The 15,288-nt window shown below is 46.6% G+C and carries 19 protein-coding genes; 8 read left to right on the top strand and 11 right to left on the bottom strand.

Translation table 11 applies throughout. The annotated features are described in order from the left end of the window. Positions 1 to 46: 46 nt before the first annotated feature. A complete protein-coding gene (locus ACP7FG_RS05660) occupies positions 47 to 961 on the bottom strand; it encodes a MipA/OmpV family protein (protein WP_439225800.1) in 915 nt (304 codons plus the stop codon). Between the two features lie 24 nt (positions 962 to 985). Further along, a complete protein-coding gene (locus tag ACP7FG_RS05655; RefSeq protein ID WP_054488831.1) occupies positions 986 to 1,402 on the bottom strand; it encodes a YqaA family protein in 417 nt (138 codons plus the stop codon). A gap of 125 nt (positions 1,403 to 1,527) precedes the next feature. On the opposite strand from ACP7FG_RS05655, the gene ACP7FG_RS05650 reads away from it, so the two are divergent. Further along, positions 1,528 to 1,650, top strand: coding sequence for a hypothetical protein (locus ACP7FG_RS05650; protein ID WP_439225798.1), 123 nt, complete (start codon positions 1,528 to 1,530; stop codon positions 1,648 to 1,650). A 76-nt stretch (positions 1,651 to 1,726) separates the two neighbouring features. Here the strand turns inward: ACP7FG_RS05650 and ACP7FG_RS05645 are convergent, their stop codons facing one another. After that, positions 1,727 to 2,569 carry a bifunctional transcriptional activator/DNA repair enzyme AdaA gene (locus ACP7FG_RS05645; RefSeq protein WP_439225797.1) on the bottom strand — a complete coding sequence of 281 codons (843 nt, stop codon included), beginning with the start codon at positions 2,567 to 2,569 and terminating at the stop codon, positions 1,727 to 1,729. 113 nt (positions 2,570 to 2,682) lie between these two features. Continuing rightward, entirely contained in the window at positions 2,683 to 3,780 is a 1,098-nt protein-coding gene (locus ACP7FG_RS05640; RefSeq protein WP_439225796.1) for a DUF2891 domain-containing protein, read from the bottom strand. Between the two features lie 199 nt (positions 3,781 to 3,979). Here ACP7FG_RS05640 and ACP7FG_RS05635 point away from each other — a divergent pair, with 199 nt between their 5' ends. Beyond that, entirely contained in the window at positions 3,980 to 4,336 is a 357-nt protein-coding gene (locus ACP7FG_RS05635; protein ID WP_439225795.1) for a zinc ribbon domain-containing protein, read from the top strand. A gap of 9 nt (positions 4,337 to 4,345) precedes the next feature. Here the strand turns inward: ACP7FG_RS05635 and ACP7FG_RS05630 are convergent, their stop codons facing one another. Next, positions 4,346 to 5,839: an amidohydrolase family protein gene (locus tag ACP7FG_RS05630; RefSeq protein ID WP_439225794.1), complete on the bottom strand. Its 1,494-nt coding sequence runs from the start codon at positions 5,837 to 5,839 to the stop codon at positions 4,346 to 4,348. A gap of 100 nt (positions 5,840 to 5,939) precedes the next feature. Beyond that, on the bottom strand, positions 5,940 to 6,974 hold the full coding sequence (locus ACP7FG_RS05625; protein ID WP_439225793.1) for a helix-turn-helix transcriptional regulator: 1,035 nt from the start codon (positions 6,972 to 6,974) through the stop codon (positions 5,940 to 5,942). A gap of 209 nt (positions 6,975 to 7,183) precedes the next feature. Between ACP7FG_RS05625 and ACP7FG_RS05620 the strand changes: the two genes are divergently transcribed. After that, positions 7,184 to 7,474: a hypothetical protein gene (locus ACP7FG_RS05620; RefSeq protein ID WP_054488814.1), complete on the top strand. Its 291-nt coding sequence runs from the start codon at positions 7,184 to 7,186 to the stop codon at positions 7,472 to 7,474. A 34-nt stretch (positions 7,475 to 7,508) separates the two neighbouring features. Here the strand turns inward: ACP7FG_RS05620 and ACP7FG_RS05615 are convergent, their stop codons facing one another. Together ACP7FG_RS05615 and ACP7FG_RS05610 are read right to left on the bottom strand one after the other, a co-directional pair. Further along, positions 7,509 to 7,883: a DUF6768 family protein gene (locus tag ACP7FG_RS05615; protein ID WP_199493971.1), complete on the bottom strand. Its 375-nt coding sequence runs from the start codon at positions 7,881 to 7,883 to the stop codon at positions 7,509 to 7,511. After that, positions 7,880 to 7,999: a hypothetical protein gene (locus ACP7FG_RS05610; RefSeq protein ID WP_439225792.1), complete on the bottom strand. Its 120-nt coding sequence runs from the start codon at positions 7,997 to 7,999 to the stop codon at positions 7,880 to 7,882. The genes ACP7FG_RS05615 and ACP7FG_RS05610 overlap by 4 nt, the downstream gene beginning before the upstream one ends. Positions 8,000 to 8,195: 196 nt before the next feature. Between ACP7FG_RS05610 and ACP7FG_RS05605 the strand changes: the two genes are divergently transcribed. Further along, the gene (locus ACP7FG_RS05605) at positions 8,196 to 8,444 is read left to right on the top strand and encodes a hypothetical protein (RefSeq protein ID WP_199493973.1); all 249 of its coding nucleotides are present in this window, start codon (positions 8,196 to 8,198) and stop codon (positions 8,442 to 8,444) included. Between the two features lie 38 nt (positions 8,445 to 8,482). Here ACP7FG_RS05605 and ACP7FG_RS05600 read toward each other — a convergent pair whose 3' ends face one another. The 3 genes from ACP7FG_RS05600 to ACP7FG_RS05590 all read right to left on the bottom strand — a co-directional run bounded on the left by ACP7FG_RS05600 (position 8,483) and on the right by ACP7FG_RS05590 (position 10,607). Beyond that, entirely contained in the window at positions 8,483 to 8,986 is a 504-nt protein-coding gene (locus ACP7FG_RS05600; RefSeq protein WP_439225791.1) for a macro domain-containing protein, read from the bottom strand. A 15-nt stretch (positions 8,987 to 9,001) separates the two neighbouring features. Further along, positions 9,002 to 9,553, bottom strand: coding sequence for a class I SAM-dependent methyltransferase (locus ACP7FG_RS05595; RefSeq protein WP_439225790.1), 552 nt, complete (start codon positions 9,551 to 9,553; stop codon positions 9,002 to 9,004). 145 nt (positions 9,554 to 9,698) lie between these two features. Next, entirely contained in the window at positions 9,699 to 10,607 is a 909-nt protein-coding gene (locus tag ACP7FG_RS05590; RefSeq protein WP_439225874.1) for a LysR substrate-binding domain-containing protein, read from the bottom strand. A gap of 158 nt (positions 10,608 to 10,765) precedes the next feature. On the opposite strand from ACP7FG_RS05590, the gene ACP7FG_RS05585 reads away from it, so the two are divergent. The 4 genes from ACP7FG_RS05585 to ACP7FG_RS05570 all read left to right on the top strand — a co-directional run bounded on the left by ACP7FG_RS05585 (position 10,766) and on the right by ACP7FG_RS05570 (position 15,239). Continuing rightward, positions 10,766 to 11,671: a pirin family protein gene (locus ACP7FG_RS05585; protein WP_439225789.1), complete on the top strand. Its 906-nt coding sequence runs from the start codon at positions 10,766 to 10,768 to the stop codon at positions 11,669 to 11,671. An 82-nt stretch (positions 11,672 to 11,753) separates the two neighbouring features. Next, positions 11,754 to 12,188 carry a DUF1772 domain-containing protein gene (locus tag ACP7FG_RS05580; RefSeq protein WP_439225788.1) on the top strand — a complete coding sequence of 145 codons (435 nt, stop codon included), beginning with the start codon at positions 11,754 to 11,756 and terminating at the stop codon, positions 12,186 to 12,188. Between the two features lie 186 nt (positions 12,189 to 12,374). After that, on the top strand, positions 12,375 to 14,555 hold the full coding sequence (katG, locus tag ACP7FG_RS05575; protein ID WP_439225787.1) for a catalase/peroxidase HPI: 2,181 nt from the start codon (positions 12,375 to 12,377) through the stop codon (positions 14,553 to 14,555). Positions 14,556 to 14,564: 9 nt separating this feature from the next. Continuing rightward, the gene (locus ACP7FG_RS05570) at positions 14,565 to 15,239 is read left to right on the top strand and encodes an SDR family oxidoreductase (protein ID WP_054488798.1); all 675 of its coding nucleotides are present in this window, start codon (positions 14,565 to 14,567) and stop codon (positions 15,237 to 15,239) included. The last annotated feature ends 49 nt before the right edge of the window (positions 15,240 to 15,288 follow it).

Genomic DNA, 15,288 nt, shown 5'->3' with positions numbered 1-15,288 from the left:
TGTTTTGCCACAAAAAAGTGAGCCCCTGTTATAGAGCTCTCTTTCCTTAGAATATGTAGATAAATCCGACGCCTATTTCAGCTTCGTAATTACTACGAGCAATGGGGCTTTCGCGAACTTCACTGCTGTAATATTCAAACAAGGCTTCGCCGTAGAGCTGCCAGTTATCATTGATGTAGTGGCGATAATTGTAGTCAATACCAACTGAGCGCAAGCCGCCACTCATTGACGTTTGCGGTAAGCCGGATGCAGCAGCTTGGCCTGCGTCAATACCGAAGCCTTTGTTGGCGTATTCGCTGTCGTGAAAGGTCGCAACGACATTAATTTCAGAGCCGGTACCGTCGAGCTGGTCACCAAAGCGGCGGCCTACACCAAATAGACCCAGGTTGCCTTCATCACTTGCTACGATACGACTGACCAGCCAGTAGCGCCAATCGGCATCGAGGGCACGACGGGCCTGGAAGACGAACTCTGCGCCTTCGTCTTGAGCACCAAGTCCGTCCAGGTGGCCGTCGTCTGAGTCGCTCTCTTCGCGACCTTCATCGAAACCAATGGTGGCCTCCAATAGCCAGTTTTCAGAGCGAACGCCACGCCAGCCGAGTGCTTCACCGGCAAAATAGAAAATATTATCACCGCTACGCCATTGCACGGCGCCGGCAGGCTGAATTTCCAATCCAAATTCGTCCGAACCTTCGTAGGCAGTTTCATACTCAACACCCAAACCCAGACCGAAGCTCCAGCCATCTTCGCCTTTGGAAAAGTCATCGAGTGATGGCAAAGGCACCATCGCGGTTTTTTCGTCTTGGGCTAATGCAGTTTGAACGGTTAACCCATTGATGCACAGAGCCAACAGTAAGCCAGTAAACTTTTTCATATAGAACTCACTTAAGTAGGTGTTGGTAAATATTAATTCTGGTTCCAGAACCTCAAAACGTAAAGGTTGTGCAATTAGATCACGCACTATCAACTTATGGTTCGCCAAGGGTTAAAACAGTTGCGTAATGCCCAGCAAAATAGCGTAGCGACCAGACTTACTTATAAAAACCAGAATTAAAAACTGCCAGAAGGTTAACCGCAGCATACCGGCTATAAAGGTGAGAGGGTCGCCAATGAATGGCGCCCAGGCCATCAACAGCGACCACTTACCGAAGCGTTCAAACCAGCGATGACCACGGGCGAGAGATTTTGGTTTGAAAGGAAACCAGCGGCGATCCTGGTATTGCACCAGAAAGCGGCCCAGAACGTAATTAACCACCGACCCCAGCGTGTTACCAATTGACGCCAGCCACCATATTGCCCAGACGTCATAACCCATCTGCTGAGCGCCGACGACCACAAACTCAGACTGAGCGGGTAGTATTGTGGCGGCCAGAAACGCCGTCAGAAATATACTTAAGTACATTGGACCATAGTTACACTGAATCGCTTATATGTGCGGTAACGAACAGACGCCCTTTTGAGATCAATCTATACTTCATCATAGCGTCATAATTGAATGATGCTTACAAACTCTTTAAGGAGTTAATAATGGATACTCAAAAAAATCAAGGTTCACAAACGCCAAACAAACCAGGCGAACAAAAGCACGCAGCTCCTGGTCAGCAAAAAGACCAAAAGCAACCTCAGCAAACACCTGGTAAAAAAGCGTAATTAATCACGCAATCCAGAGCCCAGCGCTATTTATGCTGGGCTTTTTTGTTGGGCCTAATCAAGCCTCTCTTTGCAATTATAATTCTAGTGGATCTTCGCGCAGGAGTTCCCACGCCTGAAGCATTTCTTTCTTCGTCGAGCCCCAGCGATACCCCCCTATAGCCCCACTTTTTTGAATAACACGGTGACACGGAATTAGCATGGCAACAGTGTTAGAGCCAACAGCATTACCAACCGCCCGAGACGCTTTCGGGTAACCTAATGCATTGGCAATTTGGGAGTAACTGGCGAGTTGTCCCGGTGGTATCCTCAACAAAGCTCTCCACACCGCGACTTGAAAATTGGTGCCCATTACGTGCAATGACAAGGGGTTAGACTGCCCGTCTTTTAATCGACTAAACAGTACGTTAGCAACATAGTTCGTCGCGTTGTCATTGCTTACGAGCGAGCCTTTAGGCCAGTCTTTACGTATATCTACAAGTATCTCATCAGCAGATCTGGAGCCCAAAAACTCGATGCGGCATACGCCTCGAGGGGTAATTGCGACAAATATCTTACCAAAAGGAGTTTCATTTACGCCGTATTGGATAGTAACTCCCTGGCCTCCGTTCCTGTATTCACCTGGTGTTACGGCTTCTAGCTTCACAAAGTGGTCATATAGTCGGGAGCCTCCGCTTAAACCCATGCTGAGGGAAACATCCATAAGAGAGCCTTCTTCTCTCATCATTCGTTTGCTTCGTTCCAGCGTTAAAGCCTGCAAGAAACGCTTCGGTGTAGTGCCTGCCCATTTACAAAACACCCGATGAAAATGAAACGGGCTGAGATGAACATGGGCAGCAACGTCTTCTAGCGAGGGCTGGCTCGATACATGCTCTGACATATAGGCCATAGCTTTTTCAATGCGGATATAGTCAGACATAACCATTACCTTTAGATTCGACTAATTGAGAGACCCTCTACAAACTCTTAGAACCAATCATAAAAGACGTCTCATCATGCGACGACCCGAAGCTTGCTCTCTTTTAATTAAAACTACTGCTGCGCCTGATTCAACGCTTGAATAGCAAAGCTGCCCAGCCAGTGACCACCTTCGTAACTATCGCCAACTAGATTAGGGTAGGAGTGCGCCATATGTTTATCGGCAACTTCGCGTAAATGCTCATACTGTGGGTATTGGTTAGCCAGCGCATACAGGTTCCAGGCGCGGCTAAAGTTTAAACCGTCCAGATGCACCAGCTTACCATCGGTTCTGTCGCTGACTTTACCGACTGCCAGGCTGTAGTCCGGATCAGCGAGTTGTGGCATAAAATCATCTAACCAGGTTAAAAACTGCTGTTTTGGCAGGACGCGTTGCATTAAGCCTATTTCTTCCAGGCAGGGTGACAGAAAGTCGTAGCCACTTGGCTCCCAGCTTATCGGGCAGTTTTTATCTTCTGAAAAGTAATCTTTAGCGCGCTTAGTAATTAACTGCTGTAGTTCTGTATGTTCGTGGTTTATAGCGTAGTCGTAGGCGAAACTCAAGCCAAAGGCTGTGTTGGTATGCTCGCCCACTCGCACCGGGTAGACCAGCCGGGGTAAAAAATTGATATAGCGGTCAACAATTAAGTCGGCTAATGGTTGTAAGTTTGCTGCCAGCTCTTTGGCCATAGGGTCTTCCCATGAGTGAAGCTCGTCAGATAGCTTTAACAACCAGGCCCAACCGTAAGTGCGCTCAAACGAGTCATTAATGTCTTTGCTGAAAAAGTCCACTTCACGTGCCACGTTTTCTGCAGTTAAGTTGCGTTTAAGAACGGCTTTTACCTCGTCAGCCTGTTCCAGATCGGGGTACTGCTGTAACAGAGTGACCATTGACCAGTAGCCATGCACGGCACTGTGCCAGTCAAAACAGCCGTAAAAAACCGGATGCATAACGGAAGGTTCCTGCAAATCGACAGCGCTGCCCAGTACCACTCCGGTTTTGTATGGGTAAGGTGTTTCAACACAATGTAATGGCAGCTCTACCAGTTTATTTGCTTCGGACAGTGTTAAATGGTGTGAAGCCATGCGTTCGGTGTCCTGAGTTGCCGGAGAACAGGCCTGCAATAACACCATACTTAACAGGGCAGTACAAAAGGAAAGGGCTTTTAGCATATTAGGCTCACATTGATGATTGTTTTTCGCTCGAATGATAGTAGCAACCTTATAAATTTTTAGCTACAGAGTCAGGTTTTATAAGATTGAGCGCGTATTTACTGTGGATGAGCATGCTGTGTTACAAGCGGCGAAGCTCTCTGCTTTTGACTACACTAGAATAGTAAACGCTCGTCAACGAAAACAGAGAGGTGCTTCAATGGCATTTGAGAAATGTCCAAAGTGTGAAGATGAGGTTCTGGATAATAAATACAGCTGTCCGGCTTGTGGCTACGTGAAGCCCGAAAACTCAGAACAAAAAGAGCAACCGGGTGAAAGCGATCAGCCTGGAGAAAGCAAAATTACCACTGAAAACACATCGAAAAGCCTGCAGGTACAAGGGGTACTGGCAATCGTTGTTCTGATTATTGGCGTTCTCTGGTTTTTCCTAACTTCTGACGATTACCAGCAGAGCAAGGAAGTTAATATTGTTCCTCTTATCATGTTTATTGGTGGTCTTGTCTGGTACATAGTGACGCGCTTTCGGATCTGGCGCGAGCATTCCCGGAAGAAATAAGCAGTTCACTCAATTCGCACTTTTCACACTCGATAACATGCTATCGAGATCGGTACGGTTGTACTGTCGTCCATTACTGATGACGGTATCAACCGTTCGTGTATGGTTAATATCCTTTAAAGGATTAGCGTGAAGTAACACTAAGTCGGCTTGGTAACCAGCCAGTACTTTTCCTGATTTAACCTTCATCCAGGCCGCTGGTGTTGAGGTTGCTGCTCGCAAAGCCTGGGCTTCACTAAACCCGGCTTGAGTCAAAGACACTAATTCCTCATGAAGTGAGAACCCCGGCACCATTACCGGAACATTAGCATCGGTTCCTGCTAGTACCTTAACGCCTTTGTTGGCCATCGCTTTAAGTAAAATGCGATTGGCTTGCGCGTAAGCTTTCCAGTAGGTCTGATTGCCTGGAATTTTTTCCTGAGGGTAGTTGTAGGGTAACCGATAGATATTCACATCCGGCAACCAGCCCATGATAGGAACCGAGGGGTGAAGAGCCTCGGCAATACCGGGGTTCACGTAGTCCAACTCTACCGCTCTAAGCGCGTCGGCGACATCAAGCTTTTGTGGAGCAATACTTTCGATCAGGGACAGAGTAGAAACTACAGCAACGTCGTTTTTCAGTAAGTGGGTCACAATATCGGCGCTGCGCTTGTGCACAAACTGTAAAAATTCTTCAGAAGTTTCACTATTAAACTCGCCAAACTCCCGCGCCAATGCTTTCACCAGCTCTTCTGTGTGCGCCAGCTCCTTTAATTCTGATTGCCAGATTTCATCCAGTGTCATTTCCTTAGGAATGTGCCCCAGTAATTGAACATCGAGCTTCAGAGCGGCTTTATTAAAGGCCTGGAAGTGCCTCTTTTTAAGTAGTGTATAAATTTTTACGGCATCGTAACCCTTCTCCATCATCTGTTGAACGTGAGATTCAATATCGTCTGTATCATCGACCGGATTGATTTTCGCAGTCCAGCGTTCAAAGAGACCGGCAATACCGCTACTGCTGTTATGGCGTCGAGAGGTCACAAACATTTCCGGACCAGGCCGACCGACTTCTATTTCAGCCTTCCACATCAAGTGTTCATCGCTGCCGTTCATTTCCCTGATGTGAGTTACTCCGTTGGCGATATATAGCAAAAGGTCGTTCGGGCTTTGCCATAAATGAATATGCGAGTCTATGAGCCCCGGAATCAGATATTTTCCTGTGCCGTCGATGGTGGTAATTCCAGTGGGTAGATTGGGTTCTGAACTAACGTCGGCGATTAAGCCATCTTCAATTAATACCGTGTGATTCGGTTGCATGGAGTCACCATCGGCAGACAATACGCTTACGTTCATAATGGCAAAGGTTTGTTGAGGTTTTCTGAAAGTCTCAGGGTTAACAATTTGGGTATGCTCTCCCCACACTTGGTCAATTTTATAATCCATGATCCAAAGTGATAACGCTGAGCTGACAATAAAAAATGAAGCTATCCAAATAAGGAGAGTTTTGGTTTTTCGCTTAAACATTGAGGGAACCTCTGTAAACTCGTAAATAAGAGGTTAAAGCCTACGGTTTGACGTTAATTGAATCTGCTCGATTTTAAAGAAAAGCTGGTCGATTATGCCATTAAGGGGCTTTTCTCCGGATATTCTTTCGAAATTCTGACGGTGTAATACCTAACTGCTTTTTGAAAGCCCGGTTAAACGGGGGAAGTGAGCTAAAACCATGATTCAATGCAATAGTTAAAATAGGTAAGTGATCATTCGTGGGAGTTTCAAATGCCGCTTTAACAGCCTCAATGCGAAAACTGTTAATATAAGTGCTGAAGTTTGTGTAACCCAGCTTTTGATTAATAAACACTCTAAGTCTATGCGCTGCGACTCCCACGCGACTCGCTAATTCATCGACCGATAGACTGTTTTCCAGGTAAGCCTGGTCTTCTACTACCTCTTTGTTCAACTGTTGTTGGAGTACTAAGTCACGGGCGTCCAATTGCTTGGAGGCTCTTTGCTTTTGGTGATTGAAAGCGAAAGCTTGAGTTTCAATCTTTAACAACCAAAAACTGATTGCAGCAATTGGCGGCCATAGACTGATTACGTTAACTGTTGGCTGGTGTTGGGGAAGCCAAATTGAACCCAATAATATGGTCAATAATGCCGATACAGTAATTATGGCAACAAGGGATAAACGTGAGCTTCTGCGTTTTTCAAGCAGGTCGTCATTACGACCAGTAAGCGCGACTACCGCCATATGCACAAGCAACAACAACGCCAGGGAATTGACCAGCTCAGCCCACCACCCGGGTAAGTTATGAATCCATCCAAAATGAACCAGTCTTTCAGTAACCATTGGGGCGCAAACCAGAATACCGATAAGCCAGTGAGTAAGCGTCAGGCGGAAGTCTTTTTGAAACAAGGACAGAACGAACAGCCATGTAAAAAACAGCAGAAACGCATCTAAGATTCGTAACACGCTTCGCAAAAGCAAGGGTAGTTGAAATTCGACAGGTGTGAATCCGAGAAAAAAGCTCACCATGCAAAGGTTGGTTAATAGTAGAAAGTAAAAGCTTGGCGAGCGCGGCAAATCTTTTATCGCCAGTAAGCTAACCAAGAGCAACAGTCCAATACCGGAAAAGCGAAAAAAAGCATCAAGTAATAACATGAGTTTCCGGTGACTCGCGACGTGGTTTGCCAGTGAATAAAGATATAGTACAACAAAACCAAGCCAGTGCCACGGCTAGAGCAACGTTGCGGTAGCGGAAGACATTGTTGACACCTTGATTTAGATCAGCAGCGATTTTGATCGTTTTGGCTTTTTAAACCATACCCATTAGTAAGCAAGTAAGTAAAAAGGAAGACCTGGAGGTAGAAATGGACAATAAAGAAGCATTTGAAAAGAAGCACGAAGCAAAAATTGAAGAGATGAAAGCTGAGATTGATCGTCTGAAGGCTAAAGCGAAACAGTCGGAGGCTGACTCTCAAATCAAGTATGAAGAGAAGATTAACGAGCTTGAAGCGCTGAAAGACAAGGCCGAAGATAAGTTGGAAGGTTTGAAAAAGTCCAGCGAGGACGCATGGTCTGACATTAGTACCGGCCTTGAATCAGCAACTCAGTCGCTGGCAACGGCAATAAAAGCCGCCAGTCAGGACTTTAAAAAGTAACCTATTATGGGGTGGTGGTTAGCCACCCCGCTTATTATCCGTTACTTGTAGACTTTAAACGTAACTCAAGTAAGCGTATCTCACGTGCGGTATGGTTACGGTTTGTTTGCATGTAAATCCATAGCTTTGTAGCAACCTGAGCGTTAAAACTTAATATGAGAAGCACGCCCCAGAACAATTCGTTGTCCGGTGTTGCTGTAAAAAACTGATACCCGCAAAACAATAGTAATACCGTAAATATAGCGCCTAGCCCATAAGCAACCTTCACAACCCAGCCTATGTCGTACTTAAACCCTTGCTTTAAGTAGCCGGTAAGGCCTTCGCCAGTGCCCATTAACTTATCCAGTTCCTGTGCTTGCGCGGACAGATCTTTTTCTATTTGTTCGTTAACTTCTTTGTTTGTGCTCATGGCTTATCACCCTCGTTTAAGTATCTATGACGCAATTCTTCTCGTGCGCTATGCAATCTTGATTTGACTGTGCCAGGCGCTATAGAGAGTACTAACGCTGTTTCGTTAACCGACAATTCACTCAGGTAGAACGAGTACCTCTACTTGCTCTATCTTCATGAGTTGATGCCTTATTAGTCATTGTTTTATTGCCTGTAACTCAGTAGAGAGACGAAGCGAAGTATAGATTGGTTCAGAAAAAATGCGTGATGAGTTGATATCTCCCCCAACTCAATGTAGTTTTCAACCCACTCTCACTAAACAAAAGCCATTATGTCGTCTTTATTAAACTGGATGAAAACCCTGGGCACCATACCTTTAGCCCTTTGTGTTCTTTTCGTCGTATTTTTGCCTTCTATCTTATTTGCGGCATTTATTGTCTGGATTTTCGATTTACTGTTTCTTGATCTTACCTGGATGTCCTGGCCGACCTTTTGGTGGATATTGGGAACCTGGGCTGTGACTATGATCATTGCTTTAGCCAACAACGCCGACAAAATTATGTTTGGTACGCCGAAGTAGCCGGTCACTGCATAAACGTTTGGCTTCTCGAGTAATCGCTACTTTCTCAGCGCACGTTGATAATGGGCAAAATCTTCGTCACTGAATAGCACAAAGCGCACAAGCTTCAGATGGCTCAGCTTTTCAACGTGCTGCCGAATTGTGTCCAGAGCCACTTTAGTCGCTGCCTCAAAAGGGTAACCGAAGGCTCCGGCTGACAGCGCCGGGAAAGCAATAGACTCTATTTGATGCTTATCGGTTAAATCCAGTGCATTACGATAGCAATTTGCCAGCAGCTTATCTGAGGGTGTGTCGACGCCATAAACGGGCCCCAGGCAATGGATAATGTAGCGATTAGGAAGATTGAACCCGTCGGTGATAACGGCTTCACCGGGTTCAATGGGAGCCAGTGAGCGAGTTGCTTTTTCCAGTTCAGGGCCCGCTGCCCGGTGAATTGCACCGGCAACGCCACCACCGGGTTTGAGCTCTGCATTAGCGGCGTTAACTACGGCATCAATATCGGTTTGCTGGCTAATGTCCGCGTGTACGCATTCGTAGTTCATAGTCGCCCTCCGTTGTTAGTCCTTTCTAAATAAAATGGCCTGTTCGCTGATAATTTCAAGTTTCAGTTGAAAATGTTGTGCTATCCACTGCATGGTTTCAGGCGTGTAAAAGCTGACATGGGTCGGGTCACCTTTGTAGCTCCACTGGTTAAATTGCTCAGCTGTTTTCTTTGTAAACATCCACGTCATCACGCCTATGTACCCTTGAGGTTTTACTAAGCTTATTAACTGTGGCCATGCCTTGCCCGGCTCATTAAAGTGCTCAACAACTTCGCTGCAGGTGACAAAGTCATACTGACGGCTCAACTGTCCGCTGTCCGGCGCGTAGAAGATGTCGTAAATAGACATCTTCATGCCGTGCTCCTCAAGCATCAAACTAAGTGTAGGCCCCGGCCCGGAGCCAAAATCAAGACCAGTCATGCCAGTTGATAGCTTTTCTAATAAAGGAATTGAAAGTTGGCTTAAGAACTCCCTATAGCGGGTGTCGTGAGGGTCGTTTTGATGAAAGTCGTAAATGGCTTTTTCTTCGTCCTGCGGCAAGTAAGCCTGCGGGTCTGCAAAAATCATGTCGCAGACAGTGCACCGGAAGTACTGGCGTTTTTTATCGTCACAGAAGGGTTCTGAGGCCGAGGAGCATAAGGTACAAAGCATACCGACATGCTACCGTAGCGTTTTTAGTAAGGCTAGCTTTTAAGAATGGAAATAGGAATTGTCACTGGTCACCAATGTGAGAATGTAAGTTACTGACAAGATAGTCGCTCAATACCTGTACAGCCGGTGGCTGTCCGCGGCGGGACAAGGTTAACAGGCTGAGCTTAGCTTTACCGGTTGTCCAGTTCGGTAGTACGCGGGTCAATAATCCTGTATTAATTGCATCTCGGCAAGTGTAAGCCGGGAGGCTGACAATACCTAGCCCATCTATTGCAGCTTTTTTTAGAGTACTCATGTCATCGCTACATAGCTGAGGCCTGTAGGGAACGGTTATTTCCAGCCCTTCCTGATTTTCCAAAGTCCAGATACCTGACGTAGACTGCCAACCCATTTTAAGGCTTTTTTGTTTGAGTAAGTCGTCAGGCGAGGAGGGTGCGCCGTGTGACTCAATGTATGCAGGGCTTGCAAACAACTGCCACGACACGGTAGTTAGCTGTCGTTGAATAATGCTTGAATCGGGAAGCTGATCAATATGCCCGCGAATGGCGATATCAATCCCATTTGACACTAAATCGACGGTCTGGTTTGTTACTTGCTGCACCAGGTTTACCTTTGGATTTTCTTTCAAAAACTCGACCAGCAATTGCTTTACAGCGAACTGAGCCACACCAAGCGAGCAGCTTATTTTTACGGTTCCGCTAAGCGTCTTTTTAGTGCTTTGAACGGCAGCTTCAGCCATCTCCATTTCATCTAACAGAGCTCTGGCGTGGCGGTAAAAAAGCCGTCCCGTATCGGTGATTTTAAACTGCCGGGAGGTACGTTGAATGAGCTTGCTATCAAGGCGTTCTTCGAGTTGTTTTATATGACGGCTCAACCTGGACTTTGGCATGTTGAGCGCCAATGCAGCTGGTGAAAAGCCCTGCTTTTCGACCACATGGACAAAGTAAAAATAGTCATTTAAATCAATCATCACAGTTTTCTCTAAGTAGCAGGGCTCCGTTATTATTATTAGTTTATCGTTCTAAATATAGAATGAAAGTTTCATTTCTTGGTTGTGGAGATTCTTATTGTTCTACTGCTAGAGTTAAATCCTATTGAGTAGCGAATATAATGTTGGGAGATACAAAAATGAACCGACCGGAAAACCTAACAGGAAAGATATTTTCTGAAGCATTGAATGAGCAAGTTTCAATTACGAAGGCGACCGAAGGTAAGCCGCTGGACGTTGGTAGAGGCTTCAAAGCGAAAAGTTTCAGAGAGAAGGCGTTTTCGGGCGCAATGGATCCGCTTGTGATGGTTGATCATTATACAATGGTAGAGCCGACCTTCGGAGCTCACCCGCATGCAGGCTTATCCGCAGTTTCACTGCTGTTTGAAGATACCGTAGGAAAATTTCATAACCGGGATACGCTAGGCAATGACTTCGATCTATTACCTGGAGATTTATATTGGTTAAAAGCGGGTTCTGGCATTGTGCACGACGAGTCGCCAAGAAATGACTCGAAAATTCACGGTTTACAGGTGTTTGTAAACCTCCCGACAAGGCTAAAGTCCAGCTCGCCCGAGGCGCTTCATGTTAAGGCCAGTAAGGTACCGGTTATTCAAGAAGCCGGAGCTCGCGTTAGAGTTATGCTTGGCGAAAGCAACGGGGTGAAAAGTGAAGACTCGCCAGCACTGCCAATGACTATTTTAGATGGCAGTCTTACTTCTGGCTCATCTTTTTTTCATCGGTTGAACGCAGGCGAGAGCGCCTGGTTGTATGCCGTATCAGGTCCATTGGAGTTAAGAGTATCTGACCGCAGCGTGACGCTACCCTACGGACAAGCAATAGCGGTAAGCAACCAATCAACATCAGTTGGCAGTACCATTGAATTGGCAAATCAGTTCTCCTCGGATATCAAATTTGTTTTATTTTCTGCTGAGCCGCTAAAAGAAGAGTTTGTTCAAAAAGGCCCGTTTGTCATGAGCACCGAAAGTGACATTGAACAGATTGAAGCGGATTATGCCGCAGGGAAACTTGGACAGTTAAGTTAGAGTTATCATGGGGTTGTTGAACTACTGCATGTTAGAAAGTAAGTTAGTTAATAAATGCGCCAGTAATTAAGGTGTCTTATTAATGTATATTTTTGAAATTATCGCAGTACTATCCTGCGCATTATTTGCGGGTGCAGCCATTTATATTACTTTTGCCGAACATCCTGCGCGGTTAGAGTGTGGCACTGAACTAGCGGCAACCGTTTTTGGGCCTAGTTACCGCCGTGCGGCTGTCATGCAAGCTTCGCTGGCACTGGTAGCCGCTATTTCAGGGCTAATTGTTGCGCTAAGCGGCGACTCATTGCTCTGGTATATTGGAGCAGTACTCATTTTCTCTGTCGTTCCTTTTACCTTTATCGTTATCATGCCGACCAATAAGCAACTGCTTTCGCCGGAAGGAAGTCTGTCAGTGACGGAGACTCATCGGTTATTGGTTAAATGGGGGCGGCTCCATGCGGTCCGTAGCAGTTTAAGTCTCGTTGCAGCGATTCTATATGTGTACGCTCTTTCCGGGTAATCTCGTGATGTCTGTCAAATAGTGGTTAGCAAGACTGCGAGGCTGACCGATCCTTCCTCTTATTTAATCTGTATCTATAAAACCTATCAAAGCAAACGGTATCTTGCCTTGGAGTAAATGGCTGAGCGTTGCTATAACTATAGATAACAGTTATTCAAATTTAAGCACAGAGATAAGGAAAGCATAATGAGTAGTTCAAGCGGTGGCGGTAAATGCCCAATCATGCACGGTAGCATGACATCTGAGAAAAAAACGAACACGCACTGGTGGCCAAACTCCTTAAAGCTGGAAATTCTGCGCCAGCACGACACCAAAGCGAATCCAATGGATGACGACTTTAATTACGCGGAAGAATTCAAAAAAATCAATTTAGAAGAGTTAAAGCAGGACCTGAAAGATCTCATGACCGACAGCCAGGACTGGTGGCCGGCTGACTGGGGTCACTATGGTGGCTTAATGATTCGTATGGCCTGGCACTCCGCAGGCTCTTATCGTTTAGCCGATGGTCGCGGTGGTGGCGGTACGGGTAACCAACGCTTTGCGCCGTTAAACAGCTGGCCTGATAACGTAAGCTTAGATAAAGCGCGTCGTTTATTGTGGCCAATTAAGAAAAAGTACGGCAACAAATTGTCCTGGGCCGATCTCTTTATTCTGGCCGGTAATATGGCTTACGAGTCGATGGGTCTTAAAACCTTTGGTTTTGCCGGTGGCCGTGAGGACATCTGGCACCCTGAAGAAGATACTTACTGGGGTAGCGAGAAAGAATGGCTGGCGGAAACTAAAAACCGCTACAGCTCAGATGACGAGCGTGAGTCGCTTGAGAACCCACTGGCTGCAGTGCAAATGGGTTTGATTTATGTGAACCCGGAAGGCGTTGACGGTAATCCTGATCCGCTTCGTACCGCAAAAGACGTACGCGAAACCTTTAAGCGCATGGCAATGAATGACGAAGAAACCTGTGCACTAACTGCCGGTGGTCATACTGTGGGTAAGTGTCACGGTAATGGCAAAGAAGAGAATTTAGGTCCTGAGCCGGAAGCGGCAGATGTTGAAGAGCAAGGCTTTGGCTGGCGCAACAGCGGTGGTAAAGGCGTTGGTCGCGATACTGTGACCAGTGGTATTGAGGGAGCCTGGACTACTGAGCCGACTAAGTGGGACAACGGCTACTTCTACCTGTTGTTTAACTACGAGTGGGAACTGAAGAAAAGCCCTGCTGGAGCCTGGCAGTGGGAGCCTGTCGACATTAAAGAGGAAGATAAACCGGTCGATGTGGAAGATCCGTCTATTCGTCATAATCCGATTATGACCGATGCCGATATGGCCATGAAAATGGACCCGGACTATCGCAAAATTGCCGAGAAGTTCTACAAAGATCCTGAGTACTTCGCTGACGTATTCGCCCGCGCCTGGTTTAAACTGACGCACCGCGACTTGGGTCCAAAAGACCGCTACTTAGGTGCCGATGTGCCGGAAGAAGACCTAATTTGGCAGGATCCAATTCCGAAAGTGGACTACACACTGAGTGAAACGGAAATTGCCGACTTGAAAGATAAGTTATTGAACACTGGCTTAACGTCTTACGAGCTGATTTCTACCGCATGGGACAGTGCACGTAACTTCCGTTGTTCGGACTTCCGCGGTGGCGCAAATGGCGCACGCATTCGTTTAGCGCCGCAAAAAGACTGGCATGGTAACGAGCCGGAAAAACTGCATAAAGTCCTTCGCGTACTGGAAGAGTTGCAGTCTACCCTGGATAAGAAAGTCAGCCTGGCCGACTTGATTGTACTTGGCGGTACGGCAGCGGTTGAAAAAGCGGTAAAAGATGCCGGTTATAACCTAACGGTTCAGTTTGCGCCGGGCCGTGGTGATGCAACCGACGAGCAAACCGATGTGGAAAGCTTTGAGCCGTTAGAGCCATTGCATGATGGTTACCGTAACTACCTGAAGAAGGACTACGCGGTACCGGCCGAAGAACTGATGTTGGATCGTACCCATTTGATGGGCTTAACGGCACCTGAAATGACGGTTCTTGTGGGTGGTATGCGCGCTTTAGGTGCGAACTACGGTGAGTCTAAGCACGGCGTATTTACTGACCGGGCTGGTACGTTAACTAACGACTTTTTCGTTAATTTGACTGACATGAACAATGTCTGGAAAAAAGCGGATGATCACTACGAAGTTCGTGACCGCAAAACCGACGAACTGAAGTGGACAGCAAGCCGCATTGATTTAGTCTTTGGCTCAAACTCAATCCTGCGTTCGTATTCAGAGCTGTATGCTCAGGATGACAACCAGGAGAAGTTTGTAAAAGACTTCGTGAAAGCCTGGACTAAGGTTATGAATGCTGACCGCTTTGATTTAGCTTAAGGAGGAAGCATGTCGAAAGTACTATTAATTACCGGTGCCTCAAGCGGCATCGGTGAAGCCACGGCGCGCAAAGCGGCAAAAGAAGGGTTAAAGCTAATATTAACGGCGCGACGGAAAGACAAGTTGGATGCGCTGGTTGAAGAGTTTGGCTCTGATAACGCCATTGGTGTTGCCGCCGATGCGGGTAACTTTGACGAGCTTGAGCAGGCCGTAAAGCAGGGCGTTGATAAGTTTGGTCAGTTGGACGCTGTGTTCGCAAATGCAGGAACCGGTGTTTCAACACCAGGTACTGAAGAAGGCGACGCGGAAGAATGGAAGCAAATGGTTGATGTGAATATCAACGGGCTTCTGTATACCGCGAAACTGACCTTACCGCACTTGCGCAAAACTACCGGTCATTTTCTAATGACAGGATCAGCTGCCGGGCGCATTACGCTTAAAGGTTCTGTTTATGGTGCCACCAAATGGTTTGTGCACGGTTTCGCTCAGAACTTAGCTGAAGAAATGAAAGAGTGGAATGGTCGCTGCACAACAATAGCACCGGGTATGGTCAATACGCCGTTCTTTGATGAGCCAAAGCCGGATAAGCTGGACCCGGATGATGTTGCCGATGCAGTACTTTACGCAATAAACGCCAACCCGCGTAACTGCGTGCGTGAAGTGTTCTTAATGCCGGCTTATTAAGTTTTCAGCCCCCGCTTTGGGGGCTTTTTTATGGACTCAACGGTTTTGA

The sequence above is a fragment of the Idiomarina sp. ST10R2A5 genome (genome assembly GCF_051842325.1).
Taxonomy (GTDB): Bacteria; Pseudomonadota; Gammaproteobacteria; order Enterobacterales; family Alteromonadaceae; genus Idiomarina; species Idiomarina abyssalis.
This window is presented reverse-complemented; position numbering and strand designations above follow the sequence as displayed.

Excerpts from the sequence above, each read along its gene's own strand:
- ACP7FG_RS05655 (WP_054488831.1), bottom strand. The coding sequence starts at position 1,402 with ATGTACTTAAGTATATTTCTGACGGCGTTTCTGGCCGCCACAATACTA.
- ACP7FG_RS05650 (WP_439225798.1), top strand. The coding sequence starts at position 1,528 with ATGGATACTCAAAAAAATCAAGGTTCACAAACGCCAAACAAACCAGGC.
- ACP7FG_RS05645 (WP_439225797.1), bottom strand. The coding sequence starts at position 2,569 with ATGTCTGACTATATCCGCATTGAAAAAGCTATGGCCTATATGTCAGAG.
- ACP7FG_RS05640 (WP_439225796.1), bottom strand. The coding sequence starts at position 3,780 with ATGCTAAAAGCCCTTTCCTTTTGTACTGCCCTGTTAAGTATGGTGTTA.
- ACP7FG_RS05635 (WP_439225795.1), top strand. The coding sequence starts at position 3,980 with ATGGCATTTGAGAAATGTCCAAAGTGTGAAGATGAGGTTCTGGATAAT.
- ACP7FG_RS05630 (WP_439225794.1), bottom strand. The coding sequence starts at position 5,839 with ATGTTTAAGCGAAAAACCAAAACTCTCCTTATTTGGATAGCTTCATTT.
- ACP7FG_RS05625 (WP_439225793.1), bottom strand. The coding sequence starts at position 6,974 with ATGTTATTACTTGATGCTTTTTTTCGCTTTTCCGGTATTGGACTGTTG.
- ACP7FG_RS05620 (WP_054488814.1), top strand. The coding sequence starts at position 7,184 with ATGGACAATAAAGAAGCATTTGAAAAGAAGCACGAAGCAAAAATTGAA.
- ACP7FG_RS05615 (WP_199493971.1), bottom strand. The coding sequence starts at position 7,883 with ATGAGCACAAACAAAGAAGTTAACGAACAAATAGAAAAAGATCTGTCC.
- ACP7FG_RS05605 (WP_199493973.1), top strand. The coding sequence starts at position 8,196 with ATGTCGTCTTTATTAAACTGGATGAAAACCCTGGGCACCATACCTTTA.
- ACP7FG_RS05600 (WP_439225791.1), bottom strand. The coding sequence starts at position 8,986 with ATGAACTACGAATGCGTACACGCGGACATTAGCCAGCAAACCGATATT.
- ACP7FG_RS05595 (WP_439225790.1), bottom strand. The coding sequence starts at position 9,553 with ATGATTTTTGCAGACCCGCAGGCTTACTTGCCGCAGGACGAAGAAAAA.
- ACP7FG_RS05590 (WP_439225874.1), bottom strand. The coding sequence starts at position 10,607 with ATGATTGATTTAAATGACTATTTTTACTTTGTCCATGTGGTCGAAAAG.
- ACP7FG_RS05585 (WP_439225789.1), top strand. The coding sequence starts at position 10,766 with ATGAACCGACCGGAAAACCTAACAGGAAAGATATTTTCTGAAGCATTG.
- ACP7FG_RS05580 (WP_439225788.1), top strand. The coding sequence starts at position 11,754 with ATGTATATTTTTGAAATTATCGCAGTACTATCCTGCGCATTATTTGCG.
- katG (WP_439225787.1), top strand. The coding sequence starts at position 12,375 with ATGAGTAGTTCAAGCGGTGGCGGTAAATGCCCAATCATGCACGGTAGC.
- ACP7FG_RS05570 (WP_054488798.1), top strand. The coding sequence starts at position 14,565 with ATGTCGAAAGTACTATTAATTACCGGTGCCTCAAGCGGCATCGGTGAA.